At 47.2% G+C, this 26,600-nt stretch carries 24 protein-coding genes; 9 read left to right on the forward strand and 15 right to left on the reverse strand.

The window, feature by feature from the left end; translation table 11 throughout:
• The first annotated feature begins 290 nt into the window (after positions 1-290).
• A complete protein-coding gene (gene miaB / locus ACEW9I_RS08820) occupies positions 291-1,655 on the forward strand; it encodes a tRNA (N6-isopentenyl adenosine(37)-C2)-methylthiotransferase MiaB (protein ID WP_373539978.1) in 1,365 nt (454 codons plus the stop codon).
• 334 nt (positions 1,656-1,989) lie between these two features.
• A complete protein-coding gene (gene cax / locus ACEW9I_RS08825; protein WP_373539979.1) occupies positions 1,990-3,108 on the forward strand; it encodes a calcium/proton exchanger in 1,119 nt (372 codons plus the stop codon).
• 13 nt (positions 3,109-3,121) lie between these two features.
• Here the strand turns inward: cax and ACEW9I_RS08830 are convergent, their stop codons facing one another.
• The 5 genes from ACEW9I_RS08830 to ACEW9I_RS08850 form a co-directional block, all read right to left on the reverse strand.
• Complete coding sequence (locus ACEW9I_RS08830) at positions 3,122-5,161, reverse strand: substrate-binding domain-containing protein (RefSeq protein ID WP_373539980.1); 2,040 nt, start codon at positions 5,159-5,161, stop codon at positions 3,122-3,124.
• Positions 5,162-5,318: 157 nt separating this feature from the next.
• Positions 5,319-6,404: a ParB N-terminal domain-containing protein gene (locus ACEW9I_RS08835; RefSeq protein ID WP_373539981.1), complete on the reverse strand. Its 1,086-nt coding sequence runs from the start codon at positions 6,402-6,404 to the stop codon at positions 5,319-5,321.
• Positions 6,404-7,786 (reverse strand): AAA family ATPase, encoded by a 1,383-nt coding sequence (locus ACEW9I_RS08840; protein ID WP_373539982.1) that lies wholly within the window; start codon positions 7,784-7,786, stop codon positions 6,404-6,406. The genes ACEW9I_RS08835 and ACEW9I_RS08840 overlap by 1 nt, the downstream gene beginning before the upstream one ends.
• Before the next feature lie 72 nt (positions 7,787-7,858).
• Complete coding sequence (locus ACEW9I_RS08845; protein WP_373539983.1) at positions 7,859-8,110, reverse strand: hypothetical protein; 252 nt, start codon at positions 8,108-8,110, stop codon at positions 7,859-7,861.
• 63 nt (positions 8,111-8,173) lie between these two features.
• Positions 8,174-9,520 (reverse strand): D-alanyl-D-alanine carboxypeptidase, encoded by a 1,347-nt coding sequence (locus ACEW9I_RS08850; protein WP_373539984.1) that lies wholly within the window; start codon positions 9,518-9,520, stop codon positions 8,174-8,176.
• Between the two features lie 208 nt (positions 9,521-9,728).
• Here ACEW9I_RS08850 and ACEW9I_RS08855 point away from each other — a divergent pair, with 208 nt between their 5' ends.
• On the forward strand, positions 9,729-10,151 hold the full coding sequence (locus ACEW9I_RS08855) for a PleD family two-component system response regulator (RefSeq protein ID WP_373539985.1): 423 nt from the start codon (positions 9,729-9,731) through the stop codon (positions 10,149-10,151).
• A 617-nt stretch (positions 10,152-10,768) separates the two neighbouring features.
• Here ACEW9I_RS08855 and aat read toward each other — a convergent pair.
• Complete coding sequence (gene aat / locus ACEW9I_RS08860) at positions 10,769-11,365, reverse strand: leucyl/phenylalanyl-tRNA--protein transferase (RefSeq protein WP_373539986.1); 597 nt, start codon at positions 11,363-11,365, stop codon at positions 10,769-10,771.
• Positions 11,366-11,827: 462 nt separating this feature from the next.
• Here aat and ald point away from each other — a divergent pair, with 462 nt between their 5' ends.
• The 3 genes from ald (at position 11,828) to ACEW9I_RS08875 (ending at position 14,733) form a co-directional block, all read left to right on the forward strand.
• Complete coding sequence (gene ald / locus ACEW9I_RS08865; protein WP_373539987.1) at positions 11,828-12,919, forward strand: alanine dehydrogenase; 1,092 nt, start codon at positions 11,828-11,830, stop codon at positions 12,917-12,919.
• 17 nt (positions 12,920-12,936) lie between these two features.
• Positions 12,937-13,467, forward strand: a complete 531-nt coding sequence (locus ACEW9I_RS08870) for a GNAT family N-acetyltransferase (RefSeq protein WP_373539988.1) — start codon at positions 12,937-12,939, stop codon at positions 13,465-13,467.
• A gap of 120 nt (positions 13,468-13,587) precedes the next feature.
• A complete protein-coding gene (locus tag ACEW9I_RS08875) occupies positions 13,588-14,733 on the forward strand; it encodes an alanine--glyoxylate aminotransferase family protein (RefSeq protein ID WP_373539989.1) in 1,146 nt (381 codons plus the stop codon).
• A gap of 1,031 nt (positions 14,734-15,764) precedes the next feature.
• Here ACEW9I_RS08875 and ACEW9I_RS08880 read toward each other — a convergent pair.
• Complete coding sequence (locus ACEW9I_RS08880; protein ID WP_373539990.1) at positions 15,765-16,322, reverse strand: SDR family NAD(P)-dependent oxidoreductase; 558 nt, start codon at positions 16,320-16,322, stop codon at positions 15,765-15,767.
• 49 nt (positions 16,323-16,371) lie between these two features.
• On the opposite strand from ACEW9I_RS08880, the gene ACEW9I_RS08885 reads away from it, so the two are divergent.
• Positions 16,372-16,533 carry a winged helix-turn-helix transcriptional regulator gene (locus tag ACEW9I_RS08885; protein WP_373539991.1) on the forward strand — a complete coding sequence of 54 codons (162 nt, stop codon included), beginning with the start codon at positions 16,372-16,374 and terminating at the stop codon, positions 16,531-16,533.
• Between the two features lie 233 nt (positions 16,534-16,766).
• Here the strand turns inward: ACEW9I_RS08885 and ACEW9I_RS08890 are convergent, their stop codons facing one another.
• On the reverse strand, positions 16,767-17,705 hold the full coding sequence (locus ACEW9I_RS08890; protein ID WP_373539992.1) for a LysR family transcriptional regulator: 939 nt from the start codon (positions 17,703-17,705) through the stop codon (positions 16,767-16,769).
• 93 nt (positions 17,706-17,798) lie between these two features.
• On the opposite strand from ACEW9I_RS08890, the gene ACEW9I_RS08895 reads away from it, so the two are divergent.
• Positions 17,799-18,149, forward strand: coding sequence for an SDR family NAD(P)-dependent oxidoreductase (locus ACEW9I_RS08895; RefSeq protein ID WP_373539993.1), 351 nt, complete (start codon positions 17,799-17,801; stop codon positions 18,147-18,149).
• A gap of 553 nt (positions 18,150-18,702) precedes the next feature.
• Here the strand turns inward: ACEW9I_RS08895 and ACEW9I_RS08900 are convergent.
• From ACEW9I_RS08900 to ACEW9I_RS08925, 6 genes are all read right to left on the reverse strand, one after another.
• Positions 18,703-18,936 (reverse strand): hypothetical protein, encoded by a 234-nt coding sequence (locus ACEW9I_RS08900; protein WP_373539994.1) that lies wholly within the window; start codon positions 18,934-18,936, stop codon positions 18,703-18,705.
• A complete protein-coding gene (locus ACEW9I_RS08905) occupies positions 18,929-19,639 on the reverse strand; it encodes a DevA family ABC transporter ATP-binding protein (RefSeq protein ID WP_373539995.1) in 711 nt (236 codons plus the stop codon). Before ACEW9I_RS08905 ends, ACEW9I_RS08900 begins: the two co-directional genes overlap by 8 nt.
• 9 nt (positions 19,640-19,648) lie before the next feature.
• Positions 19,649-20,821 carry an ABC transporter permease DevC gene (gene devC, locus ACEW9I_RS08910; RefSeq protein WP_373539996.1) on the reverse strand — a complete coding sequence of 391 codons (1,173 nt, stop codon included), beginning with the start codon at positions 20,819-20,821 and terminating at the stop codon, positions 19,649-19,651.
• Positions 20,822-20,842: 21 nt separating this feature from the next.
• Entirely contained in the window at positions 20,843-22,249 is a 1,407-nt protein-coding gene (locus tag ACEW9I_RS08915) for an HlyD family efflux transporter periplasmic adaptor subunit (protein ID WP_373539997.1), read from the reverse strand.
• 285 nt (positions 22,250-22,534) lie between these two features.
• Positions 22,535-23,218 (reverse strand): glutathione S-transferase family protein, encoded by a 684-nt coding sequence (locus ACEW9I_RS08920; RefSeq protein WP_373539998.1) that lies wholly within the window; start codon positions 23,216-23,218, stop codon positions 22,535-22,537.
• A gap of 64 nt (positions 23,219-23,282) precedes the next feature.
• The gene (locus ACEW9I_RS08925; RefSeq protein WP_373539999.1) at positions 23,283-24,623 is read right to left on the reverse strand and encodes an SCP2 sterol-binding domain-containing protein; all 1,341 of its coding nucleotides are present in this window, start codon (positions 24,621-24,623) and stop codon (positions 23,283-23,285) included.
• A 175-nt stretch (positions 24,624-24,798) separates the two neighbouring features.
• Here ACEW9I_RS08925 and ACEW9I_RS08930 point away from each other — a divergent pair, with 175 nt between their 5' ends.
• Positions 24,799-25,347, forward strand: coding sequence for a PadR family transcriptional regulator (locus ACEW9I_RS08930; protein WP_373540000.1), 549 nt, complete (start codon positions 24,799-24,801; stop codon positions 25,345-25,347).
• Positions 25,348-25,495: 148 nt separating this feature from the next.
• On the opposite strand, the gene ACEW9I_RS08935 is transcribed toward ACEW9I_RS08930, so the two are convergent.
• Entirely contained in the window at positions 25,496-26,482 is a 987-nt protein-coding gene (locus ACEW9I_RS08935) for a gluconolaconase (RefSeq protein WP_373540001.1), read from the reverse strand.
• Positions 26,483-26,600: the final 118 nt, after the last annotated feature.

Genomic DNA, 26,600 nt, shown 5'->3' on the forward strand with positions numbered 1-26,600 from the left:
GGGTCAAGACAGCGCATCAGCGACCGAAATCGCGCTGAGGTCTCCTCGTGCTAAGCGTTTCGGTCAAGACAAGACAGGCGGACTTTGCAGCACTAGCGGCGATTTTAATCGCTGTGCTGTCCTAACTGCCTTGGCGGTTGCTATATTGCTCGATCGACCCAAACTAATCTAGCTGAAAACATTCTCACCAAGTAGGGAAAACCCCAACCCAGAGCTAATCCAGAAGAGGATACAGGCGATCGCGTATAATCAAGATCCAACACATTACCATCTGACGATCCTCCTCTCCCATGATTCCCAACAACCGCAGCTATCACATCACCACCTTTGGCTGTCAGATGAACAAAGCTGACTCCGAGCGGATGGGTGGGATACTCGAAGATATGGGATTTCACTGGACGGACGATCCATTTACCTCAGATCTAGTCCTGTACAATACCTGCACCATTCGCGATCTCGCCGAGCAGAAAGTTTACTCATATCTGGGGAAACAAACCCGTCGTAAAAAAGACAACCCCGATCTGATTTTGATTATGGCAGGCTGCGTCGCCCAGCAGGAGGGTGAAGCCTTGCTCCGCCGCATTCCCGAACTCGACTTGATTATGGGGCCACAACACGCCAATCGGCTCGAAGACCTCTTACAGCAGGTGTTTGCTGGTGCTCAAGTAGTCGCCACCGAACCGATCCATATTATCGAAGATATCACCAAGCCGCGACGCGATAGTAGTGTGACGGCTTGGGTCAATGTCATCTACGGTTGCAACGAACGCTGTACCTATTGTGTCGTGCCAAATGTGCGCGGCATTGAGCAGTCCCGCACCCCTGAAGCCATTCGGACAGAAATCAAAGAATTGGCGCGCCAAGGATATAAAGAAGTGACCTTGCTCGGTCAAAATATCGATGCTTATGGGCGAGATTTGCCAGGAGCGACAGCGGCAGGTCGTCATCTCCACACGCTGACAGATTTACTTTACTATATTCACGACATCGATGGGATCGAGCGGATTCGGTTTGCGACTAGTCATCCGCGCTACTTTACCGAGCGATTGATTAAGGCTTGTGCTGAGCTACCCAAAGTCTGCGAACATTTTCACGTTCCATTTCAGTCGGGGGATAACGAGGTATTGAAAGCGATGTCGCGCGGGTATACCCACGAAAAATATCGGCGCATCGTCGATACGATCCGTAAGTATATGCCTGATGCGTCGATTAGTGGCGATGCGATCGTCGGATTTCCTGGTGAGACAGAGGCACAGTTTGAGCAGACGCTGACATTGATTGCGGATATCGGCTTTGATATGGTCAATACGGCGGCTTACTCCCCACGTCCGAATACCCCTGCGGCGGTATGGACAAATCAACTAAGTGAAGAAATCAAACTCGATAGGTTACAGCGGATCAATCATCTCGTTTCCCAAACGGCGATCGAGCGATCTGGGCGGTATCTCGATCGAGTAGAATCTGTCTTGGTGGAAGAACGCAATACCAAAAATCCCGACCAAGTTTTGGGTAGAACTGGTGGTAATCGGCTCACTTTCTTTAATGGTGATATTGAAGAGTTACAAGGTAAGGTCGTTCCGGTCAAAATTAGTGAGATTCGGGCGTTTAGTCTCACCGGAGAGATGGTAATCAAACAGTTGACAGTTGATAGTTGACAGTTGACAGTTGACAGTTGATGACGATTTACCGGATGTAAATGCTAAGAGTTAAGAGCTTGACGTAGTAAATCTACCCCCTACCCTCTGTCTTGATGCGCTGTCTTGACCCAAACACATGCGGAGGGAACCTCCGCATGTGTTTGGGTCGCTAAACCCTCGGGGAACCCTACGTATCGCGCATCGCTACCCTCTACCCTCCTAGCAACTTTGTTTTGAGGCAAGATGTGAGCGATCCCAACCCAGTCTCAAGAGGGACATCAGCCGCAGAGACAGGTTATCTGCTCAGCAGAATCGGGTACGCTAGAGGGACAGTGTATCAATACCATCGTCAATGCTAAGTCTTACCAATATTCTCTCCGTTTTACTACTATTTGTCCCTGTTTCGCTCGCTGGACACTTTTTACATTGGAGTGAGCCGACGATATTTGTCACCTCTGCGCTAGCAATTATCCCGCTGGCGGCATGGATGGGGACTGCTACTGAAGAAATTGCCGTAGTGATGGGGCCTGCGCTCGGTGGGCTGTTAAATGCCACCTTTGGGAATGCAACGGAATTAATTATCGCTTTGGTGGCTTTAAATGCAGGCTTAATTGATGTCGTGAAAGCAAGTATTACCGGGTCGATTATTGGTAACTTATTGCTAGTCATGGGATTTTCAATGTTACTTGGTGGGTTGAAATACAAGGAGCAAACTTTTCAACCAATTGTGGCGCGAGTCAACGCCTCTAGTCTCAATCTGGCAGTAATCGCGATGTTATTGCCAACAGCAGTGGACTATACTTCGACGGGGATTGATGCTGGGGCGATTCAGCAACTATCGGTCGCCGTATCGATTGTATTAATTGGTGTTTACGGTTTGACACTATTGTTCTCGATGAAAACTCACACTTATCTGTACGATCTGGATTTAGCAGAGCTGAATTCTGAAGAGTTGGCAGATTCCAACCTCGATGGTGATACTCATGATGGAGAGATAAATTTACCACTGTGGATTGCGGTATTGTTGGGGTGTACTTTACTAGTCGCTGTCGAGTCAGAATTTCTGGTTTCTACTTTAGAAGTTGCGACTAAAGAGTTAGGTTTGACAGCATTATTTACAGGTGTGATTTTGGTGCCGATCGTTGGAAATGCTGCCGAACATGCCACCGCTGTCACGGTAGCGATGAAAGATAAAATGGATCTATCTGTCTCTGTTGCCCTAGGTTCGAGTCTCCAAATCGCGCTATTTGTTGCACCAGTCTTAGTATTAGCTGGGTATATTCTCGGTAAACCAATGGACTTGAATTTCAATCCATTTGAATTAGTCGCCGTCGCTGTATCGGTATTCATTGCCAACTCGATTAGTTCTGATGGTAGATCCAATTGGCTAGAAGGTTCGTTATTATTAGCTGCTTACGTAGTTTTAGGATTCTCTTTTTACTTCCATCCAGTTATTAGTGGCATTGGCTAACGCAACAGAGCAGCTAACGATCGATACTGACAAAGCCAGCCTTTTCTAATAAAGTTTGACCCTGCTTGGTTTTTAAAAGATTGGCATAGGCTTCACCAGCTTGCTGACGATCGCGATCGGTAGTAGTCACGATGACATAGATTGGGCGGGTGAGTGGGTACGATCGATCTCTGATTACTTTTGGATTGATTTGATTGCGCTGTCCGCGATTACAATCAGCCGCAGATTTTAGGGGTGTTTGATATGGCTTCACCAAATTATCTACCGTTTTACCGATCGCTAGCGGTTTAGTATTACAAGAATCAGTGATGACTTCTTTAGCGGCACCAAAATAGATGCCGCCTGGATTCTTGCCCACTTGTTGCAATCCTTCAGTCGTATTACTAACAGTTTGGAACCGCCATTTATCATCTTTCTGTAATACTAAATCCTTAAATGACGAGACTGTCCCGCCCGCAGTTTCAGCGCGAGAGAAGGCGACGAGCGGCAAGTTGGAGCCACCAACTTGACTCCAATTGGTAACTCTTCCTGTGTAAATATCGCGCAATTGGTCTAGTGTCACGCCCGTAAGTTTGAGCTGGGGATTGACAACGACGCTCAGAGCATCATAAGCAACGGCTATTTGTTTGAGTTGATTGGCGGTGACGCGAGGATCGGCTTTGTATTTAGACTTATCCAAAGCTACCGAAGATTGAGCAAAATCTAGATCGCCTTCGAGCAACCAACAAATCCCCGCATTGGAGCCAGGTTGGCGATCGCATTTACCATTCTCGATCGATCGCATCTCTGGGGCATTGGCATCGGTATAGACGATCTCAAATTGAGGATAAACACCTCTAATCGCCGCATCGATCGAAGACTGCAACTGGCGAGTAGTCGCCCAAGTCGTACTCCCCCCAAACTTAAATACACCTTGGGGAATATTCTTGATTTGAGCAAAAGAGTCCCCCGTGCTGTTGGTGGCAATCCTGGGAATTGGTGGTCTCAGCCCCAGTAACCACGCCGCTACAGCGGCTAAGCCGATCGCTACTGGCAGCCATTTGAGGGATATTTGCGGTATTCCTCGCGCGGTAGGAGCGACGAGGGGGGTGGTTGCTACAGGTTGCGGTGGGGGGACAGAATTTGGTGTTTTGGGCGGCTGTGACGGCGGATAGCCAGTGCTCTGACGAGTAATGACGGGCGAGAGCGCGGCAATTTCTCTAAAAATAGTTGCGGTAGTGTCGGGACGCTGTAGCGGATTGTCCTGCATCAATCGATCGATTAAATTTAACAGATCGGTGGAGACAAGACTCGCTTTATCGCGCCAAACTAACTCAGCGCGATTGGCATCATAGAGATCTGTCGGTTCTTTGGCGGTGAGCAGATACACAAAGGTGCGCCCCAATCCAAAGAAGTCTGACTGAGCGAAAGCTTCCCCCCGCTCCTGCTCGGGAGCTGCATAACCAGGTGTATAAATCCGCGTAGCTTGTCCGCCGCCAATGCTGACAGCAGCTTGCTTGGCGGCTCCAAAATCGATCGCGACTAGTTGCCCATCGGGTTGGAGGATAATATTGCTGGGCTTAATATCGCGATGAAAAATGCCGCGATTGTGGATTTCTTGAAGGATCTGAGTCAACTGCGATAGCCAACCGATGGCTGTCTTCTGGTCGATCGGTCGCTTCATTACTTTGATATACTCTTCTAGATCCATCCCAAAGATCCGCTCCATCACTAGGCAATGTAGAGCTACCTGAGTGTTATTGGGCGAGTAAAGAAAGAAATCTTCCACCAAAGGAATACCCGCAATCCCTTCACCACTAAGACTTTCCAATACTCGATACTCACGATCGAATAATTCGATCGCTTTGGTGTTATTACTTTTGAGGACTTTGAGGACTTTGGGTACCCCTCGCTCTGTCACTTCATAGGTATCCCCAAATCCGCCTTTGTTGCTCATCAATTTGGCAACTCGATATTTACCTGCTAGGAGCAGTTCTGAGCCACAGCTTTGACAAAAGAGCATCCGATCGGAATTTTCCCGTTGCGGACACTGAGGGTTGATACACAGACTCATGCAGCCTTAGCTCGATCTACGCAGGTATTCACAGTCCCTTTATTGTATCGCTTTGGCTAATTTACGCGATCGGCTATAAGTCTCGATCTCAATAGTTACTTCGCAGGTCGTTTTGTGCGGCTTTACTACGTCAGTTGAGTAATTTTGGTTACTACATTTATTTTAATTTTTTAATAATTTCCTGAACTTTAGTAGATGTTAATCCACTAATTTTTGCTGTGATAATGTCTTCCCAAGTATCAAATCTCTGTGCTGGCTGGTTAGTTCGCTGAGATATAATTTTGGGAATTAATTTAATAATAGCTGGCAATACCCCCGATCGTTGCATTCTCAGTGTTAAATCGTCTGAACTGAGTGTATTAATCAGGTTGAGAGCATTTGTAGATTTCTCTGACTCGATCGATCCAATATCCACCGTTTGCTGAGTTTCAACAAGTTTAGCTGTTTTTGTCGATGGAGCTGTAGTTATGATTTGTGTCTCCGGTTCGATTGCTACCGGAATAGATGCAGATGGTTTCTCGGCTGGTTTAGTTTTTCTACTACCTTTATGAGTGCTTTTAGTTGCTTTGGTTGGTTTGGCTGCTAGTGAATCCGATCCTAAAATATCTACAGGTTCGCTCTTTTCCTTGCTATCGATCTTAGGGTTCGGCTTGATAACTGTTTCGACTTTCTGTATAGGTAAATCTACTTCAGGAACAGGTAGTATTCTTGCTTCAGCTTCAGGTATTTTTTCACCTTCATTTTTTGAGTTATTTACTAGCTCTGATTTAAGATCGGCTAGAATTTGTTGATGTTCGATAAGTTGGGCAACGATCGGTTGAAGCTGGGTGGAGATCGCCGCCGTAATAGTAGGTAATAATCGCTCGATACTTTCAACCACTAGATCTGTGGATATCTGTGGATCTAAAGTAGGATTTGCAACTGGGCTTGTTGACTGCGATCGCGTCAATAAATTTAATTGCTCGATCGCTGATTTGTACGAGTTAGCATCAATGATAAAAGCATTTACCATCTCGGCTTTGTTGAGATCTTTCTCCTTAGCTCTGACAGCAGCGTAATACTCTCGATGACCTTCGATAACCGTATATTTTTCTATGCCAGTTTCGTGTAAAATCATTGGGCGTAGCAATCCATCAGTCGCTAAGATCGCATCAGCTAATCGCTCGATCTCTGTCTTCTTGAATTTCGACTTGGGTACAGTCGAACTAATACTTTTAACATCTACAAAATAACACTTAATCATTAGGCTAACCCAATTTTAGTTACAACTTCCTGTGCCAAAACTTCAAACTCCATCGCCGAGACTTGAGCGGTACTCTTGACTTCATCAGCATACTTGAAGATCGATTTGGGATCTGGATATTCGATATCGCCGACGATGACAGTTTTATTAAAAGATTCTGATAAAGCGGTGCGATCGTAAATGACTGAATCCATCAGTGGCATCTCATAACGATTGCTAATGACTGCTCTTTGCTTGGGAAAAGTATATTCAATAAATCGGGCATTGGTAGAAATCTTGGAAGCTAATACCCCCAACAATCCAATAGGCTGTCTACCAAATGTTGCTCTACTTTCGTTAATAGTCTTAATAAAATTCTTAACTGTAGGTAAACCCTGATTTGCAAACGGCTTGAGATCGGAGGGGATAATCAGATAGTCTGCGGTAGTTAGTGCAACTTCTGCATAAATATCACGAGATGGCGGGGTATCGATGATTACTAGATCGTAATTATTTTCTACACGCTTGAGTTTCTCTGTCAATCTGGTACGGCTAGCAACGATTGTTGTCAATTCGCCCTGCTTGTCGATTAAATTAATATGTGCCGGAATTACGGCAATCTCTGGATCGCTAAAATATTGTGATTCACGAACTATTTCATGGATGAAGTTGGTGTCAGCACTACTAATGATATGACGGACATTACGATCGCGTAAGTCATCTTCTTCTTCAAATTGAAACTTCACCAAACCTGTCGCAAAGGTACTATTGGCTTGAGCATCGATATCGATTAATAGTACGCGATAGCCTCTTTTACTCAGAGCCGCAGCAAGATTGGTAGAAACAGTAGTTTTACCGACGCCGCCTTTATTGTGGTAGATGGCAATAGTTTTCATAGCTAAGATAGGGAAAGATGTAGAAATTGGTAAGGATACAGCCTGCGGTGGCGGCGGAGCAGGTAAATTTTGGGCGCACTGTTTGTGGATAAAGTCACGTCCGATTAGGGGCATTATATCCGCTAATCGCTCTTCTATATCTTGTGTAGCGCATTGCAAAACTAGCCGAACGGATCCTGCTGTCTGGTGATAAATTCTTAATTCTTTGCCATTTGTCAACAATCCATAGCTAATATCTAAACTAGTTAGATAGCTGCGGAGCTGATAGACGTGCTTATCTAAATTTTTGCGCGGATGCTTGGCTTCGATGACTAAACCGATCGAGGGAGCACCTAATTTAAATGGTAACTTTTGGGTGAAAGCGAGAAAGTCCAGCCGAATCTTACCAAATTTTACTTCCTGGTGCCAGGTATCGGCTGAGTAACCAAGTTTTGGGAGTAAGTATCGAACGATTAGTTTACTTTCAACTTCACTTTCATTGCGACACAGTTCGGGATTGAAGCTCAATATTGACCTCTAAAATTGGATTGTCTATTTTTGGAATATTGAGTATAGATCGCTAATATGAGTGAAAACTATCTAACCAGTCATACTGCGAATCGTGTATCCTAATACCAATCCGATCGCCAATACACCAGCCTTACCAGTGTGGAGAAAATCTGTCCAAGCAACTTGCACATTTGCCATGAGGTCGGTATTTTGAAACTGTTGAGCGAGTACCAATCCGTGCGTAGTCAGCTCGAATTGGCTGGGCAAATTTGTCCCAATATCGACGATTGTTGCTGAAAATAACTGAATTGAGTTGAGATCGATCGACATAGCAGATAGCATAGGTTGAGCAGTTGCTGAAACTATGCTTAGTATGCCCGTGTAGAACGTCAGATCGATCGCCAATTATGAAGGCGGTTTTGAGACGATCGCAATCTGACGATCGGGATCGCCGAAATAGGCTGGAGCGCGATCGCGTTTAGTGACAACTAGTGGTGTAGGGGTAACTTGTCCCCAGGTAGCCAGGAGAGACTGTAGGAGCAGATCTTGTTGTTGGCGGAGTTTGGCGATTTGAGTACCTTGGTTGAGGATGACAAACCACACTAACCCGCGATCGCGTGTCGGCATGACGCCACCCAAGGCACTAACCTGATTGAGAGTACCTGTTTTGATCGTCGTGCCAGCCGGGAGCTGGCGATCTTTGAGGGTGCCGATAGCGGCGATACCAGCGACAGGGAAGATATCGGCGAGGTTCAGATTGGCAGGTTGGAGCGTTTGATGCAGGGTCCGAAAAATCTGACAAACCGCGCGTGGCGACAGGCGATTTTGAACTCCCAAGCCAGAACCATTAATCAGTTGGATCTCTGCTGGTGGAAAGTTGGCAGTAGTCGAGACGATCTTCATCACTTGCTCGGCTCCACCCACGCTATCGGCGAGGATTTGGGCAATTTCGTTATTACTATAGATATTCATCTGCCGCACAATGTCAATTAGCGGTAGCGATCGCTGACGGATCAGTGGTGTAATTACAGTTGGCGGTGCGCTGGCAACGATGACTTTTCCGGCGATCTTGACTTGGGGTTGGGTGGTAGTAGTAGTGGGTGCGGTAGGAAGTTTGACAATATTGACATCTCTGAGTTCGTTATTGAGCAATGCTGGCGGCAGGTTGATTCCGGTTAAGGCTTGCTTGAGCAACTCGCCTGCTGTTTGCGGATTGGCTTGATAATTCATGTGGAATTTATCGATCGCAATCAGATTGCCACTGACATTATTGATGCCCAACTTATTCAAACTTCGAGCGAGCGCGATCGCATCTTCCCATACAAATAATGGATCGCCACCACCTTGCACGATCAGATCGCCTTGCAATGTCCCTTGACTAATTTTGCCACTCGCACTGACGATCGTCTCAAACTGTTTGTCCATCCCCCATTTCTTCAATGCCGCCAGAGAGGTGGCTGTCTTGGTCAAGGAGGCAGCAGCAATCGGAATTGTACCACGGCGATCGATCAAAAGATTATCGTCGGTCTGGAGCCAGATCGCTTGCTGCTCGGGATTCAAACCCTGCGCCTTGAGAGTTTGGAGATATTGAGCGATCTTTTTTTCGACACTTGGTTCGACTGGTTGAGCCGGATTGAGCCATGACAATCCCTGCCAACTAACGGCTTGAGCTGGTGGCGTGGCTGGTACATTTTCGACGCTGGCTAGATTTAACCACATTCCCACCAGTCCAGAAGAAACTAATTGCAGCATACGAGTAAGTTAGCAGTTGACAACAGCAGTGCGGTTAGTTTTCTATCTTGACATCTTGTGTGCCTCGGTTGTTAGTGGTCGCGCGACCCTCAGTCCCAAATCTGTAATAATGTAGTTAGGGTCGATCGCTCGTGGACACGATCGACTATGATTGTCAATGATATGAGACTTGCTTTTGTGATTATTTATTTATGACAAATTTTGATAAATGAGATCAGCCAGCACTACGCCCAGATCGAAGATCGATCGCATTTTGATTGTTGACGATTCGCCGGAAATTCTCTCGGTAACAGATGCAATTCTCTCTTCCGCCGGATATGAGACGATCGCCTATACTAATGGGTTAATCGCACTGCAAATCATGGAGCTGCTACCACCAGATTTGATTATCCTCGATGTCAATATGCCGAGTATTGATGGGTATGAGATGACTAGACGGATCAGAAGCAATTCAACTTGGGATCTGACGCCGATCTTGCTATTTACCTCACTCGATCGATCTCAAGCAGCGTTTGGGCTAGAGTGCGGTGCTGACGATCTCCTCCGCAAGCCTGTCTCGATCGAGGAGTTACTCGGCAAGGTCAGTTTATTACTCCATGCCAGTCACCGTCAACAGCTGCGGGCGGGTTAGGAGTTAGGCTTTAGGCTTTAGGTTTTAGGCTTTAGGCGTAGGGTGTGTTAGCGACAGCGGCTCGCGATACGTAGGCTTTGCCGTAAGCGCAAGGCGCAGGCTACGCCAACGCGCAGCGTCTCCGAAGGAGAGGGTTCAGCGAGACAGCGATTCGCGCTCCTCGGCTTTGCCGAGGGTTTAGCGAATCAAGACAAGACAGCGCGAGCGTACCAGCTAAGTTTCAGCAGCCCACTAACAAGATTTGGCGTTGCTGAATCGGGGTATGATTTCTCTGTAGGGGTGCCCCTTGTGTGTGGGTACCCTTAATCGATGTGGGGTAAGCACAAGCGATGCGCGCACGCCTTTGTTCCCCCAATACGGTTCGGTTAAGTCCATTTTCTTAGATATTGTCAGTCCGCGAAGGCGGACTTTGCATCACTAGCAGCGGTTTCAACCGCTACCTAACTAGCTAACCGAACCGTATTGTTTGTTCCCCGACGGTTTGCGGATGCAATCACGCGGAGGTTCCCTCCGCATGTGTTGCACCAAGCAGCGCATCAAGACAGGCATTACCCCTAAAAAAATTATTTGTGCGTTTCATACCTTAATTCAGCAACGCCCAAGATTTCAAACAATTATCAACCCATCTGACTAGAATTAATAAATTCGCACTTTTGCGCGATCGCGATTGTAAGTAAATCCTGGTAAGCTTGAGTATCGATCGTGTACGATCCAAACCGTTCGAGATGTGGATTGGTCATTTGGGCGTCAAATAAACTAAACTTTTGCTGGCGAAGATGATTGACAAGCTCCACCATCGCTACTTTAGAGCCTTCAGGGATATTGAAAAACATCGACTCACCGATAAATGCGCTCCCGATCGCAATTCCCAGTATCCCACCTGCCAACTCATTTCCCAGCCAAGTTTCAAAACTATACGCCCAACCCCCTTGGCACAATTCCCAGTAGATTTCCTGAAGCTCATCCGAAATCCACGTAGTATCGCGATCGGCACAACCCGCCACCACCGCTCGAAAATCCCCATTAATCCTGACTGTAAATCGTTTTTGATTGATAACCCGTCGTAAAGATGTCGGATACCGAAAGCGATCGTCAAGTGGGATCAAAGCATGTTCGTTGCTAGAATACCACTGAAGCCCACTATCTTCATCATCTGTCATCAAAAAATGACCGTGTGAGTAGCCCTCGATAATTCCAGGTAGATGGTACTTCATGTGAGAGGGTAGAGAGTAGAGGGTATGCTTTAGGTTTTAGCGGATGCGCGCACGCCTTTGTTTCCCGACGGTTTAGCGAAAAGTGCGTTCTTGGGCTTTGCCCAAGTGAAGCACCTTTTCAAGACAGCGGCGTTTTTATGTCTAGGGTTCCCCCCGAATAAAAAAACGACAAGACAGCGCACCAAGCAGGCTTTAGTGGGGTGTGTTAGCGCAGCGATTCCTGCTCTCTGTAAAGCCGAGGGTTTAGCGGATCGAGACAAGACAGCGCGAGCGTACCATCTAGATTGCAGGCTGTTCTGACGCCATAAATGTCGATCCAATATCCTAGTTACATTCTATTCCCTTACCCCTTCCCCCAGATCCAATCGCACTCACACCATCATCAGTATCCTACAACTCTTTCTCAAACCCAGATTGTCTCTATTATGATAGTAAGTGCGACGACAATCATCAGCATAAAACATGGATATTGGCATTCCCAGAGAAACCAAAGACCAAGAATTCCGAGTCGGATTAACTCCCAGTATCGTCAGGACATTGAGCGATCGCGGACACCAAGTATACATCGAAACTGATGCAGGCGCAGGTTCTAGCTTTCCCGATGCCCAATATGTCCAAGCCGGAGCCAAGATCGTCCCCACCGCCGCCGCAGCTTGGGATCGGGAGCTGGTTGTCAAAGTCAAAGAACCCCTAGCGACTGAATACCAATACCTCCACAAAAACCAAATCCTATTTACCTATCTCCACCTCGCCGCCAATCGCACCCTCACCGAGCAACTCATCGATACTGGTGTCAATGCGATCGCCTATGAGACAGTAGAATTACCAGATGGCAAACTCCCCCTACTCGCGCCGATGAGCATCATCGCGGGGAGATTATCCGTCCAATTTGGTGCCAGATATCTGGAAAAACAACAGGGCGGTAGTGGTGTCCTCCTCGGTGGCGTCCCTGGCGTTCAACCTGGGCGAGTTACCATCCTCGGTGGGGGGATCGTCGGTACCGAAGCCGCGCGCATAGCGGTCGGCATGGGCGCGCAGGTGACGATCCTAGATGTCAATATCGATCGATTGAGCTATCTCGAAACCATCTTCGGTTCGCGCGTGACTTATCTCTATAGCAATGCCGCCAGTATCGAAACCGCCGTCCGCACTGCGGATCTAGTCATCGGAGCAGTTCTAATCCCAGGCAAACGTGCGCCGATCCTTGTCTCTAGTGCCCTTGTCAGTGAGATGAAACCAGGTGCTGTGATAATTGATGTCGCTGTCGATCAAGGTGGCTGCATCGAGACAGTCCGCCCCACCTCCCATACTAGTCCCGTCTATATCGAGTCAGGTGTCGTACATTATGGCGTACCAAATATGCCTGGAGCAGTACCCTGGACGGCAACTCAAGCATTGAATAATAGTACCGCGCCCTATGTGGTTAAATTAGCCGATCGCGGTTTGGAGGCTCTGACACTCGATCTCAATCTCGCTAAAGGGGTGAATGTTCGATCTGGTAAAATAGTGCATCCAGCCGTGCGATCGGTGTTTCCAGATTTAGCCAGCTCCTAAAGGATTGTGAGTGAGATATGATTCATCTTCGCCCCGCCACCGCCAACGATCTGGATTTGTTGAAACGTTGGGATGAACAACCTCACGTAATCTCCGCAGATCCAAATGATGATTGGGGTTGGGAAATAGAACTCGATCGATCTCCCGATTGGAGAGAGCAACTAATCGCGCACATCGACGACCGTCCCATCGGATTTGTGCAAATTATCGATCTAGTGCGCGAGGATAGCAACTATTGGGGTGCTGTCGCACCAGATCTCCGTGCGATCGATATTTGGATCGGTGAAGAGCAAGATTTAGGCAAAGGCTATGGCACGAAAATCATGCACTTAGCAATTGCCCGCTGTTTTGCAGATCCGACGGTAACAGCGATACTTATCGACCCCCTGACTAGCAACACTCGCGCCCACCGCTTCTATCAGCGTCTTGGCTTTCAATTTAGCGAGTATCGCAGGTTTGGTGACGATGACTGCTCCGTTTATCGCTTGAATCGATCGGATTGGCAACATCAAAGTGCGATCGCATCGCCACTACACGCTGATATTTGACCGATGATGTCATCCTAGTCTGGATGGGCTGTGTAGCAAATGATTTAGGTGCGAAGAAGCAGGTTTACCCGATCGCCTTTAGTAAGATAATTGAAACTAAATCTATTTTTAAAAACCGCCATGACATTCACAACATCCATCAAAACTAATCAACTCCAGCACCTAAAACCCCTAGCTGTCCCCAACCGTCTCTTACTCGGCCCAGGGCCGTGTAATGCCCATCCTACCGTCCTCCAAGCGATGAGTACGACCCCAGTGGGACATCTCGATCCAGCATTCTTGGAGATTATGGACGAGATCCAATTGCTGTTGCGGTACGCATGGCAAACCGATAACCCACACACGATCGCCGTTAGCGGCACGGGTTCGGCAGCAATGGAAGCCACGATCGCCAATAGTGTCGAGCCTGGCGATGTGATGCTGATTGGGGTGGCTGGCTATTTTGGCAATAGATTGGTCGATATGGCGGGGCGTTATGGTGCCGATGTCCGCACGATCTCCAAACCCTGGGGTCAAAATTTCTCCCTCGACGAACTCCGCGCCGCGATGGCGGAACATCGTCCGCAAATTCTCGGCTTAGTTCATGCCGAGACATCGACAGGCTGCCGCCAACCGATCGCAGGTGTGGGCGAACTGTGTCGCGAGTATGACTGTTTGCTGCTGCTCGACACCGTAACCAGCCTCGGCGGGGTGCCAATTCACCTCGATGATTGGGGGGTCGATCTGGCTTATAGTTGCTCTCAGAAGGGCTTGGGCTGCGCTCCTGGCGCATCACCATTTACGATGAGTCCCCGCGCGATGGCAAAATTGTTAGCGAGACAGACAAAGGTGCCCAATTGGTATCTGGATATGTTGTTATTGGGTAAATATTGGGGGACGGAGCGCGTCTATCACCATACCGCACCAATCAATCTCTACTACGGTTTGCGCGAGGCGTTGCGGTTGATTTCGGAGGAAGGCATCGATAAGAGTTGGGCGCGACACCAAAAAAATGTCGAATATCTGTGGTCTAGTTTAGAATCGATCGGGCTACAAATGCACGTCGAAAAACAGTATCGGTTACCAACTTTGACTACCGTTTGCATCCCCGATGGTGTCGATGGTAAAGCCGTCGCCAAGCAATTACTTACCGAATATAATATCGAAATTGGTGGCGGTTTGGGCGAACTGGCAGGGCAAGTTTGGCGGGTTGGTTTGATGGGTTATAACAGTCGAGAAGAGAGTGTCGATCGGTTGATTACTGCGTTGAAACAAGTTATTAAATAGTTGAAAATTGTTAGCGATCGCTCTAAATGTGGCGATCGCTGAGTGGTGTAGCCACAGTGGATGTAGCTGGCGAGGTTGTCAGCAAGATCTCGGTACTCATCAATACTGAAACTCTCTGTGGCGTAACCGTAGAGTAAGTTAGTGTGAATTTACACATTAGAATGTGGGTCTACACATAAGGTGAAATATTAGCGACGAAATAACCGCATTCTGAGTGAGTCAAGTTACACATAACCTGAAATTAAATATGCATAAGGTGAAATTTTACACTTAAAATAACTCATAAGTTGAAATTTTATTTTTAAATTAGCTTTTAAAGTTCTAAACACCTTACGATATCTAAGGAGAAGGTTTGTAAGCTCACGCTGATAGTGACACCGATCGTCATGTGCTTAACGCCATATGGCATCTAAGGAAATTTTAGGTCTCGATTTCGAGCTGGCTTTTTTGTTCGATAGTGTGCTTAACGCCATATGGCATCTAAGGGAATTTTAGAGCGGAGTCTAGATTGCTTGACCGCAAAGGGTTTCTCCGAACTATTACAAGCACGTATTAACATCATACCGATTTTACTCAATATTGAGGCAATAGCTTCACGAATATAAACTTGAAACCTTTGGTCTGTCTGCTTTTCAGCAGTTACAAGCACCTATAGCAAGAAAGTATCGACTAAATCCTTACAGAGAGCAGGTTTACGGCTTTTTTCCAAAAATTAAATCCAAACACTCAGAGGTACTTGTAAAAAATGCGTTCACCTTCCTCTAATTCCTAGTCCCGTAAATTGACAGCCAATCACGATCGGGTATAGAAGTTAAAGAATCTTTCGTTGCCGAAAACAGCATACTTTTAGTCTTACTGGGAGCATGACGATCGATCTCAACGGTTAAGTTAACAGCACCTGGTTCCTGTTCGAGAGTTGAGTCAAGTGACACGAACCAATGAGATGGAATGGGTTCGTCGAGACAGTCGATTCGATCTAATAGGTAGCAGGGTAAGCGCATCACTCCGATCATTTGAATAAGTTTAGCTTATCACTTCAAGTACGGGAGAGCCGATGCGCCCACTCCACCTTTAGCTGTCGATGAACCACTACATGGAGTTGCGGCGATCGCATTGAAAGCCCACATCGAGCCAATATTAATAATTGCGCCTCCACCGCGTTTTTGCATGACTTTAATGGCAGATTGTGACATCAAAAAATATCCCCGCAGTAAATTCAAATAACCATTAAGATCGGTTTGAGTATGCTCCAAAAATGGCTGGGGCTGAAATACGCCTGCATTATTGAACAGGATATCCACACCGCCAAATTTCTCGACTGCTAGTGATGTGATGAGATCGCCCGCTACATAAGCAATATTCTTACCAGTCGGATCGATTTTTGCTGCTGTTTGAGATAGCAGATCTTCACGTCGTCCGTTCAAAACGACTTTCGCTCCAGCCGTATAGAAAGCCTGCGCTGCATCTGCGCCAATACCACTACCGCCGCCCGTGATTAATACAACTTTGTCTTTCAAACTCACAGTTTTTTCCTCAATTTCTTCATGCTTGTTGCCAACAACAGCGTAAGCGATAGCGCAAAAGCTCACAAGCAGGCACAATGTTGTTAGGTAAGGTACAGTGGTAACTTTGGGTATTTTGGAACGCATTGTTTACCCTGAAGTTCCACCACATGTAGAATATCAATTGACTGATTTTGGGCTACGTTTTATGCCCATCTTGGATTCGATCGAAGACTTACAGCATGAACTTGAAGCGAATAGAGACAGCCAAGTAGTAAATTCGCAAACAGCCGTCTAACAACCGTGTTGCAGCAGAACAACTCGATCTAAAATCTCTATAGAAATGCTCAAGACTTTCCACCGATCCTTGCTACTTTTATCAGAATCTTGCTGTGCCAAATAGCGATCGAAGCTACTCGCGATCGGTTTCTCATCATTCAACCCAATCCGAACAGCACATTTTGTGATGCTACGCAGAACGCATCAGTCTAAAACATATTTATGCGGCTTAGTCCTTGGTGGTGGCATAACCTAAATCTTATCTGTATTTCCCCCAACCCTTTGAGAAATCACTTTGATTGTGTTGCGTAGCCAAAGATTGGCTTCATCTCGATCGTTCAAAGTGCTCCATAGCATAGAAACCATCCACGGTTTTGTTTCGATTGGCAGTTCAAAAATTGTCAAATTGCAGACAGTTGCTAACCGGAGAGCAATGCGTCGGGGAAGTGCGGCAACTAGATCGCCAGATGCGATTGCAAACGGCAAAACCATCATATGTGGAGTCGTGAATGCAATCCTTCGCTCTAAGTTTTGCTCATTCAACACCTTATCGATGGCACCTGTGGTATCTCGACGTAGAGTTGTGAGGGCGTGGGAAAGCTGGGCAAAGGTTTCTAAACTCATGGTTCCTTGCTGGAGAGCCGGATGTCCTTCACGAGCGATGCCCACAAATCGTTCTTCAAAGAGGGGTTCCCATCGCGTTTGTCGGGATGGATCGGGGAAAACACCCAACGCCACATCGATTTCCCCCTGTTCTAGCAGATCGCCAATACTATCTTTTTCAAATCCGATCGTCCGAAAGTTGATTGATGGAGCTGTTTGATGACTTAATTCTAGTAGCGGCGGCACTAGGACAAAGCTGGTGTAATCTGAACTACCGATGGCAAAGGTGCGATCGCTAGAATTTGCATCAAATGTCTGACTGGCGGTAATGGCTTGGCGAATCTGTTGCAATGCTGCCAGAATAGCTGGAGCAATCGCCTGGGCTTTGAGCGTCGGCTGCATCTGTCGTCCCAACCGCACAAACAATTCATCTTTAAACAGAATCCGCAAACGGCTGAGTGCCGCACTCATTGCAGGCTGACCGATCTGAATTCGATCGGCAGCTTTTGTAACGCTGCGCTGTTCTAGAAGGGCTTCAAAGGCAATCAACAGGTTTAAGTCGATCGCCGCCAAGTTTATCGATTTCATTGATACTATCTATCTAAAATATCGTCTTGTTTAATATTTCAGGGGTTGCTACTGTAGCTAAACAACCAATTTATTCAGGGAAGTTTAACGATTGTGACACAAAAAGTTGCTGTAATCACAGGCAGTCACAAAGGGTTAGGCTATGCAATTGCTCGCCAGCTAGCACAGCAAGAGAATATTCAAGTTGTATTGACAAGTCGGCAGGAGCAAGATGGTCTTGCCGCTCGGCAGCGGCTATCTAGCGAAAACATTCAGTTTAGATCTGTGCAAAAATACACCAAAGAGTTTTTTGGTGTTGCCGCTACAAATCGGGATATCACTTTTATTGAAACTCATGTCATGCGGTTACGAGAGGGTAAAATTGTAGAAAACGTGGTGAGTGCTAACAATCTAGAGTTTGAAATGCTGATGGCTCCTGCTTTAACACCGTTAATCCTTAAATAAAGTTGTTATGTTTATGCCGTAAAAGATTGCCGCATCATAACGCCCATGCACCTCGATTTAGTTGTAAGTTTAATTGATGGATAATCGATGTTGTTTGTTGTTTGATAGCCACCAGTCAGATTCTCGGCAATTAATAAAGCTTGACTCATGCTGACGATATATTATAGCAATCGCCAAAAGAGTTAGGACAGAAGGTAGAATAGAAAAAATGAACGGCAACAAGAATGGCAAAACCGTATAGTGATGACTTTAGGCAAAAAGTCATCACAGCAATAGAGAGCGATGGGCGAAAAAAAGGAGAGGTAAGCGAAATCTTCAATAGCAGGACAATCAGCAGAGCGTTAGCGCGGATTGGATTCACGCGAAAAAAAAGAGTTATGAATATAGCGAACGGGATGAAACCAAGCGTCAAGTATTTCTGGAGCAATTAGCCAAGATTGAAACAGAGATGCTATGGAGCATATTTTAAAACTTTCGTCCTAACACTTATGGCGACTGCTATATTTTAGAGAAACCATTAGTACCGATCGATAAACTGCCAAGTCAATCGATTTCACGATCGCATCCCTGGGCTGAGAAATTCTACCAATTGTTGCGTCGTGGCTTGAATATCTTCTGGACGGTTCTTTGCCACCACCGCGCACCGTTCGCTGCCGCGTTCGCCATTTTTCGGCTTTGGCTTTTCTCGCAACGTTGTTGGGCAAAGCTGTAGACCCGCTCTTCCTGCTAGCTCGAATGCTGAATACCACTGTTTTAGCTCGGCTCCAGTTGAGATTTTGTCAGACATCACGAGCGACTAAATAGCCATCTTCCATATAAATAATTCGATCGGCAAGATCCAGAATGCGGTTGTCATGAGTTACTAACAAGATCGTACAGCCCTGTTCTTTGGCTAGTTTCTCCATGATTTCCACTACATCTCGTCCCGACTTTTTATCTAATGCCGCCGTTGGTTCGTCAGCGAGAATAATTTTGGGTTGACTAACCAAAGCCCGCGCGATGGCTACCCGCTGTTTTTGCCCGCCGGATAAATCGCTCGGATAGTAATCTATGCGATGGTCTAAACCCACGGCGGTGAAAACTTGCCGAATCCGCCTGTCGGCTTCGATCGCAGTCACATCCTGAATTTCCAATGCCATCTCGACGTTTTGATAGGCAGTGAGAAAGTTCAGGAGGTTGTGAGCTTGAAAAATATAGCCAATATTGCGCCGCGCGAGGGTCATCTGTTCCTTACTGGCATTGGCTAATTCATTTCCCAAGATATTTAGACTTCCTTCCTGAACCGATCGCAAACTCCCCATCAGAGTCAATAACGTGGTTTTACCCGAACCCGATGGCCCCGTCATAATAATAATCTCACCCCGATCGATTTGCAGATCGATGTCAAACAAGACCTGTTTTCGCAATGAACCGCTACCGTAATAATGATTCAAATTGGCGATCGAGATTGCAGGTACAGCGGGCGCGGTCATTTCCGGCAATTTAGACATCTTTACCTCCTAAAAAATATCCGCAGGATCGGCAGTCTGGAGTTTCCGCACGGCAATTGCCGCAGAGGATGAACTCATCATGACAGTCAGGATAAACACGAACGCCACCCGCCCCAGATCCATTGCCATCGGTAGCATCGTGGCAATATTAGTAACTCGATAGATCCCCAAAGCGATCGCTACACCTGGAATAAATGCCAGGGATGCTAAAATTAGCGACTCTTGAAAAACGACGATGAGCAGATAGCGATCGCGAAATCCCATTGCCTTGAGCGTGGCATATTCTGGTAAATGCTCCGTTACATCGCTGTAGAGAATCTGATAAACGATGACAGCACCGACGATAAAAGCAATGACTACACCCAAATCGAAGGTATAACCAACTGGCGTACTCGCCTTCCAAAAAGAAACTTCCGCCTTGGCATAATCATCTCTAGTCATCACTTTGACATCATCGGGCAACTGCGATCGCATCTGAGTCAACACAGCTTGCACATCTACCCCAGGCTTGAGTTTGATAACCCCGACATCAATTAATCCACCTTGGCGATTGGGAGCCATCCGTAAAAAATTGACATCGCTCGTTACCAAGTAGGCATTAATCCCGAAAGTCGGGCTGAGATTAAATAAACCCCGAATTTGCACCTGGCGTTGGTTAATTTCAGTGATGACTGGTTCCACCTCAAAACGTTGCGCGATCGGCCCAAATTCTTGCCGAGAACCCATGTTAAACAAGGCTGTATCCGGTTCCCGCAATTGTTGGCGGTTGGCGGCGACACCAGGGATATTCAAGACCTGATGTTCGGGGTTAATCCCGATCGCATAAATATTCCAAGTCTCTTTGTTGTAGGGATTGCGCCACTGAATGGCATCGAGATAGATCGGACTGACGGACGCGACACCCGCTACGCCTACCGCCTGATACAACCGCCGCTCGGTAAACCTATCGAGGGAAATCAACGCACGCGATCGACCACTCACCATCACAATTTCACCGTTGAGGCTATGATGAAATTCCACTGCACTACTAAACAATGCGCCCTGAAAGCCCATTTGTAGAAACATCAACACATCGGCAAAACTAATTCCGGCGATCGCCACCAGCAGCTTCGTCCGTTCTTTGCGTAACTGTAGCCAGGACAGAAACAGTGGTTTCTTCTTTTTGCCGATTTTGTCTCTCATCACTTCAGCCACACTATTTCCTCAAGATTTGACATCGATCGCGACTTGAATGCTTAAATTGGTAAGACCTGCCACCCGTCGGCTGGAAGCTTCATCCAATAGCACTTTCACCTCCACCACCCGTGCATCAAACTTAGCCGCCGGATCGGTATTTAAGACATCTTGTTTATTAATCTCTAACCCGACTTCGACAACTTTGCCGCGCAACACATCTGGAAAAGCATTATTTTTACTAGTGACAGTTGCATTCTGTCCCGATCGAATCCGACCGAGATCTAATTCATAAACTTCGGCTACAGCCACCATTCGATCGGTTTGTCCCAGGCTGATGATGCCGTCATTACCAACCCGTTCGCCAGCGCGAGTATGGATTTTGAGAACTTTCCCAGCTTGGGGCGATCGCACCGTTGCGGCATCCAGATTTGCTTGGGCTTGGGCGACATTTGCCTGAGCTTGGGCTACTTGCGATCGAGCGACTCGGATATCCACCGGACGCACCTCAGCAATTTTATTTAAGGTAAATTGACTTTCTTTAACCTGTTGCTGCATCGATATTTCAATCTTTCGCAGGTTAGCTTTGGCTTCATTTATTTGCTGTTGCCCCGATGTTTGAATCCGCTGCAAGTTGGCTTTGGCTTCATTTATTTGCTGCTTGCCCGAAGCTGTAATTCGATTCAAATTCGCTTGAGCTTGATTAACTTTTTGCTGGGCTGTTTGCGCGTTCAAGCGTTTGCTATCGCGAATGGATTCCGTAACTACGCCCTGTTGATATAAGGTTTCATAACGTTTATACTCCAACTGCGCGTTATCGAGTTCCGCTTGCGATTCGGCGATCGCTGCCTTTTGGGCATCGATTTGGGTCGCTGTTTCCGCGATGACCCTGGCTACAGTTGCCTGTTGTGATGCGGTTTGCGTGGTTGTCTCTGCAACTACTCTAGCTACAGTCGCTTGCTGTGCGGCTGTTTGAGTGTCCCGTTCGGCTTGAAACCTAGCGATCGTCGCTTGCTGTGCTCGAATCTCGCCCTGTTTGGCTCCAGCTTCTACTTGGACCAATTTCGATCGAGCAACTTCTAACTCCTCTTGTGCCGATCGCACTGCCGACTGACGACGGGCATAGGTATCTAACACCGCTACGATCTCCCCTTGTCGTAGCGATTGCCCGTGGCTGACTTTGAGGCTTTCTACTCGCGCCCCCTCCATAGCTGTAGGTGCAAAGACATGGATCGTCGTTCCTTCTGGTTCCAATCGTCCCAGTGCAGATACCTGTTCGACCACAGGTTTAGCGGCTACGGCGATCGATTGCTTCACTGGAAGGCTCAACCACTGTTGATAAGCTAGACCACCACCAGCAATTAGGATGCCACTGACTCCCAGCATAATTGCCCATCGGGGCGATCGCCATTTAGTTTTTCGATCGAGATCGTTCATACGCTATTAGTATCGAGAACGGATAAGTAAATTTCAGTTCGACTGGTATGTAACCTAAGTTGCTACCTACAACCAAAGCGGTTAGAAACCGCTCCTCATGATGCAAAGTCCGCCTTCGCGGACTAATAAACTAGTACTATGCGGCATAAATAACACTACTAAATAGTTGGGTTTTCACTTCGGCTTCTGCGAAGGCAGACGCTACGCGAACGCTCAGTGAGCGGAGCCGAACTGAGCGGTGTAAACTAAAGAATAAAATACTAGCCTTACTTATGCCGCTCAGTACTAGTCCGCGAAGGCGGACTTTGCAACACTAGCCACGATTTTAATCGTAGGCATTTCTAAAGCTGCCAGTTGTTCGGCAATTACTTTGGCATTAATTTCATCGGTCTTTGCCGCTTGCCAATAAGCATCGAGCTTTTTGTATTTGCCGATTAGATCCGGTTGTCCGAAGCTCGACCCGATGAGATTTACTACATTTATTACGGGCACAAGCGCATGATCGGCGATTGACGCTCGATCTCCCACAGCCCAAGGATCGCCGCTCAGATAATGCTCGATATAGGACAAGCCCCGATCGAGGGCTTCAAATTGCGTTTTCACTACTTCCCGATCGCGTTTGGCTGGATCTCGCATCCCTCTTAAAGTAAAGACGGATGGAAGAATATGAAAATCTGGGAGGCGGAGGATCAAACGGGCGCAAGCCAGATCCTGAGGATCGATCGGGCGTAAAGATAACGTTGGGAAAGCATCTTCCAGATATTCAAGGATCGTTGCTGATTCTGGGAGTGCGAAACCAGAGTCCGACACCAGCGTTGGAATCTGACCCATCGGGTTCAGGTTCAAATAAGCCTCACTTTTGATGCCGCCTTCGGGCGGTGGGACAATCTCAATATTTAGACCCTTACGATAGATGGATAAACGGACGCGCGCGGCAAAGGGTGAAAGCGGAACACTGTAAAGTCTCATTAAGATTAATCTTGATGTTGTGTTTATTGAAAGCAGTTGTAGAGCCGATCGACGATCGAACTTTTCACGCCGGAAAACATTTACCAAATGCTTGAAGTAGTTTGAGCGATCCGCGAACCCGAATTTTACGTCGCACCAACGCCCAAACGATGTTTCGTTCCTTGGCAAGAAAGCCCAACCAAGTCTGGCTATCTGCGGTTACAGACAGATTTGCCTTGCCAATATGACCGTCTTGAACTTGGAGCGTTAGATCGCGAATTACTACAGTCACACAGCGAGACTCAGCTCCAGTAAATGTGAAGTGATAAATAGCATTCAATCCTTTTGACTGCTGTTGTTGAAATAGCAATGGCAAGCCAAACACAAAGCCCTGAATCGATTGGGGGCGAATGCCACTACTGACGAGCTTGACTTTTTTATGTGGAAAACGTTTGGCAACGTAGGTTTCGGCATCCGATCCGGGGATGACGTAAATTGTCTCTGGTTTGTCCTGTAATGGCTTAATTACATCCTGCACAAATGCCTTACGATCGGTCAAAAATGACCCAATGACATCTTCCCCAGCCGGACACGCCGCAATACAGTAAGCGGCTTTATAATTGGCCTTAAAAGATAGGCTTTGCCACATGGATGCTGATTCACTAGCACTGACTTTTTGGCGATAGTCCTTGACATTTTTACTCTCAACGATCGTCTCTGTCCAATCCGTAAATCCGCTCATAAACTCGCGGTAATTATGGGTATAACAGGCTGAGAAACCGAAACTACCATCAGTCCCGATCGCGCCTACCGGACAAGCTACAACGCACAATTTGCACTCAATACAGGGATTGTATTCGATCGGATAGTTATACTCGGTGACTTCTCTATCGATTAAAACGGTTCCCAAGGCGATGAAATTACCAAATTTGGGATGAATCACATTCCGATGGATGCCCATGTGTCCCAGTCCAGCGGCGACAGCCACAGGTTTATGCGATACCACCCAGACTTTACCTGGAAAGCGATCCATTTCCATCGGAAATGCCGAGGCTGGATTCATTGCTCGAACCCCGATCTGCGCGAGTGCTTTAACAATGTTTCGCGCGACTTCATTCGCATGGTCGTAATTAGCATGAAATTCCAGGTTGGCGATCGATCGAGCTGGAGTCCGCACATCTTCTCGATTCATCCGACAGACAAAACTAATCAATGTTTTAGTCGGTGGAAAAGCTCCCAAAATGTCTGAATGCTGTGCCACGATTGCCGGTCGATCGATTTCTACAAATCCCACATCATCAGCACCCAGATCCAAACACAGCGTTCGGAGCGAGTCGATGTTCAATGTGACTGTGCCTGTCGATCGGGTATTCGCTGACTGTTCGCGCCATCGTCTCACCGTGGGGTGGTCATCAAACTTAGCCATTGCCAAAGCCTCCAAGATTGAGCATTGTTTATCGATGAGAGTCGCACGATCCCCAACTCTATTCCTCCGTCAAGCGATATCACTGCTTATTTATTCTAATTATTGTATTCAAAAATTTGAGTACAATAATTAAGGTACACTCAAGATATCGAATCCGTCAAGTAAGTTTTAAGTTATGGCACTCAAGCACACCATCCTGGCATTCCTATCGCGTCAGCCACTCAGTGGCTATGACGTTGCCAAAGAGTTTGCTGAGGGGTTTGGGAGTTGCTTCTGGAAAGCAAGTCAGCAACAGGTTTATGCCGAACTAACGAAGTTAGAACAACAGGGCAGCGTTACCTATGAAGCGATCCCGCAACCGGGACGACTCGATAAAAAAATCTATTCCACTACCGAACAGGGGCAGCAAGAACTGATCGAGTGGTTGATCAAACCCTGCGAACCTGCCGCCATTCGCGAGGATCTGGGCGTGATGGGGTTGGCGGGTCATCTCGTCCCCGCTCCAGGCATCATCCGCGAAATCGAACGACGCAGACAACTCCACGCGGAAATGGTGCAACATGTCAAAAAATTAGACGAATATTTCTCTAAACATCTCGATTCGTTAGATCTAAAGGATCTCTATATGCACTTAGTGATTCGGCGCGGCATTCGGTATCAAGAAGAGTGGGTGGCTTGGTGTGATGAAGCGATTGGGGCGATCGAGCAGGCTATGAAGCGTTAGATAATCGCCTCACTGACAATCTCATGAGGCACCACAACTGACAACTTGGAATAATTTGACTCAATCAGTGGCAAACCAGGTTTCAGCTGCTGCCCTAACCCATGAACTAAGCAGCCCAACGACCAAGTTATGCTGCGATCGCTCACAGCTATGACAACCTAAATCGGCGGATGAAGAAGCGATCGGGAACTGCGGTTTCTTGCCCTAGTGTCAGGCGATGGCGGATTTGGGACTCAGTGACCCAAACCTCGCGCCCTGTCAAAGTTAGATTGACGGGTGACTTTAGCTCTGTTGCCAACGTCTCAATGGTTTTTGGGTCAGTCCCAGGCGCAAAGACATTAATGCGTAAAAGGCGACCATTGCCACTTTCGACTGCACCTTCTGTAAGGATCAGGGAACCATCGAGGGCAAACTGCATCCCGTCTGGATTTTCAATCTTACGTTCCAAACGAATTGCTTCAACCGTCGGCTGTCTTTGAGGTTGAGGGATCACTTTGAACAATTCACCATTAGAATAATGCCCGACGACCAAGACACCATCCGATCGCCGAGCAATGCCACCTAGCCCAATGCGCTCGGCACGAAACCGCTCATCCACTGCCCAAGTCTGTAGCTGTGTTGTCCCTGGTGCTAGATAGTGAATACGAGCGAGCGTGCTATCGGTGATGTAAACGCCGCCTGCCGAATCAAGGGCAAGATCGTTGCTGAAACCACCTTCAGGCATCGGTATCACGCGCAGCACCTCACCAGAACGAATATCGATCGCAAACACGCGAGGGGATCGGCGAACGAGTTCACCGCTGGGGCTGTGAGTTCCCAGAAAATCGGGGGAACTTCCCCAAAGAATACCTCGTTGCTCGTCAAGTCGCAAACTGGTGGCAGCAAACACATCGGCGTTTCCTGTGAATAAAGTGTCGATCTTGCCAGTTCGATCGATTCTCAAAATCTGCCCACTGGTAATTGAGCCAATGTACAACGTACCATCGCTAGCGTGCGTAATGCCATTGGGATACTGGAAACTGGCAGGGAGTTCGATCGAACTGAGCATATTGGCAGAGGCATCAACGCGATCGACTGAGGAAAGGACGGTTGCAGTCGCCACGCCTAGAAAAAGGAGTAGTTCTCTTCGGTTCATTATATTTATCCCTATTCTGGTGTTAGCTCAACCTTACTCAGAAAATTTACGGCGATCGGTTCTGCAAGGGTCACTTCATAGGCTTGCAAGACTTGTTTGACATAGGGCTGTTCAAAGT

The sequence above is a fragment of the Chamaesiphon sp. genome (assembly GCF_041738855.1).
In the GTDB taxonomy this organism is placed as follows: Bacteria; Cyanobacteriota; Cyanobacteriia; order Cyanobacteriales; family Chamaesiphonaceae; genus Chamaesiphon.

Bases quoted from the DNA above. Each gene is read 5' to 3' on its own strand.
- miaB (WP_373539978.1), top strand. From the start codon at position 291: ATGATTCCCAACAACCGCAGCTATCACATCACCACCTTTGGCTGTCAG.
- cax (WP_373539979.1), top strand. From the start codon at position 1,990: ATGCTAAGTCTTACCAATATTCTCTCCGTTTTACTACTATTTGTCCCT.
- ACEW9I_RS08830 (WP_373539980.1), bottom strand. From the start codon at position 5,161: ATGAGTCTGTGTATCAACCCTCAGTGTCCGCAACGGGAAAATTCCGAT.
- ACEW9I_RS08835 (WP_373539981.1), bottom strand. From the start codon at position 6,404: ATGATTAAGTGTTATTTTGTAGATGTTAAAAGTATTAGTTCGACTGTA.
- ACEW9I_RS08845 (WP_373539983.1), bottom strand. From the start codon at position 8,110: ATGCTATCTGCTATGTCGATCGATCTCAACTCAATTCAGTTATTTTCA.
- ACEW9I_RS08850 (WP_373539984.1), bottom strand. From the start codon at position 9,520: ATGCTGCAATTAGTTTCTTCTGGACTGGTGGGAATGTGGTTAAATCTA.
- ACEW9I_RS08855 (WP_373539985.1), top strand. From the start codon at position 9,729: ATGAGATCAGCCAGCACTACGCCCAGATCGAAGATCGATCGCATTTTG.
- aat (WP_373539986.1), bottom strand. From the start codon at position 11,365: ATGAAGTACCATCTACCTGGAATTATCGAGGGCTACTCACACGGTCAT.
- ald (WP_373539987.1), top strand. From the start codon at position 11,828: ATGGATATTGGCATTCCCAGAGAAACCAAAGACCAAGAATTCCGAGTC.
- ACEW9I_RS08870 (WP_373539988.1), top strand. From the start codon at position 12,937: ATGATTCATCTTCGCCCCGCCACCGCCAACGATCTGGATTTGTTGAAA.
- ACEW9I_RS08875 (WP_373539989.1), top strand. From the start codon at position 13,588: ATGACATTCACAACATCCATCAAAACTAATCAACTCCAGCACCTAAAA.
- ACEW9I_RS08890 (WP_373539992.1), bottom strand. From the start codon at position 17,705: ATGAAATCGATAAACTTGGCGGCGATCGACTTAAACCTGTTGATTGCC.
- ACEW9I_RS08900 (WP_373539994.1), bottom strand. From the start codon at position 18,936: ATGTCTGACAAAATCTCAACTGGAGCCGAGCTAAAACAGTGGTATTCA.
- ACEW9I_RS08905 (WP_373539995.1), bottom strand. From the start codon at position 19,639: ATGTCTAAATTGCCGGAAATGACCGCGCCCGCTGTACCTGCAATCTCG.
- devC (WP_373539996.1), bottom strand. From the start codon at position 20,821: ATGAGAGACAAAATCGGCAAAAAGAAGAAACCACTGTTTCTGTCCTGG.
- ACEW9I_RS08915 (WP_373539997.1), bottom strand. From the start codon at position 22,249: ATGAACGATCTCGATCGAAAAACTAAATGGCGATCGCCCCGATGGGCA.
- ACEW9I_RS08920 (WP_373539998.1), bottom strand. From the start codon at position 23,218: ATGAGACTTTACAGTGTTCCGCTTTCACCCTTTGCCGCGCGCGTCCGT.
- ACEW9I_RS08925 (WP_373539999.1), bottom strand. From the start codon at position 24,623: ATGGCTAAGTTTGATGACCACCCCACGGTGAGACGATGGCGCGAACAG.
- ACEW9I_RS08930 (WP_373540000.1), top strand. From the start codon at position 24,799: ATGGCACTCAAGCACACCATCCTGGCATTCCTATCGCGTCAGCCACTC.
- ACEW9I_RS08935 (WP_373540001.1), bottom strand. From the start codon at position 26,482: ATGAACCGAAGAGAACTACTCCTTTTTCTAGGCGTGGCGACTGCAACC.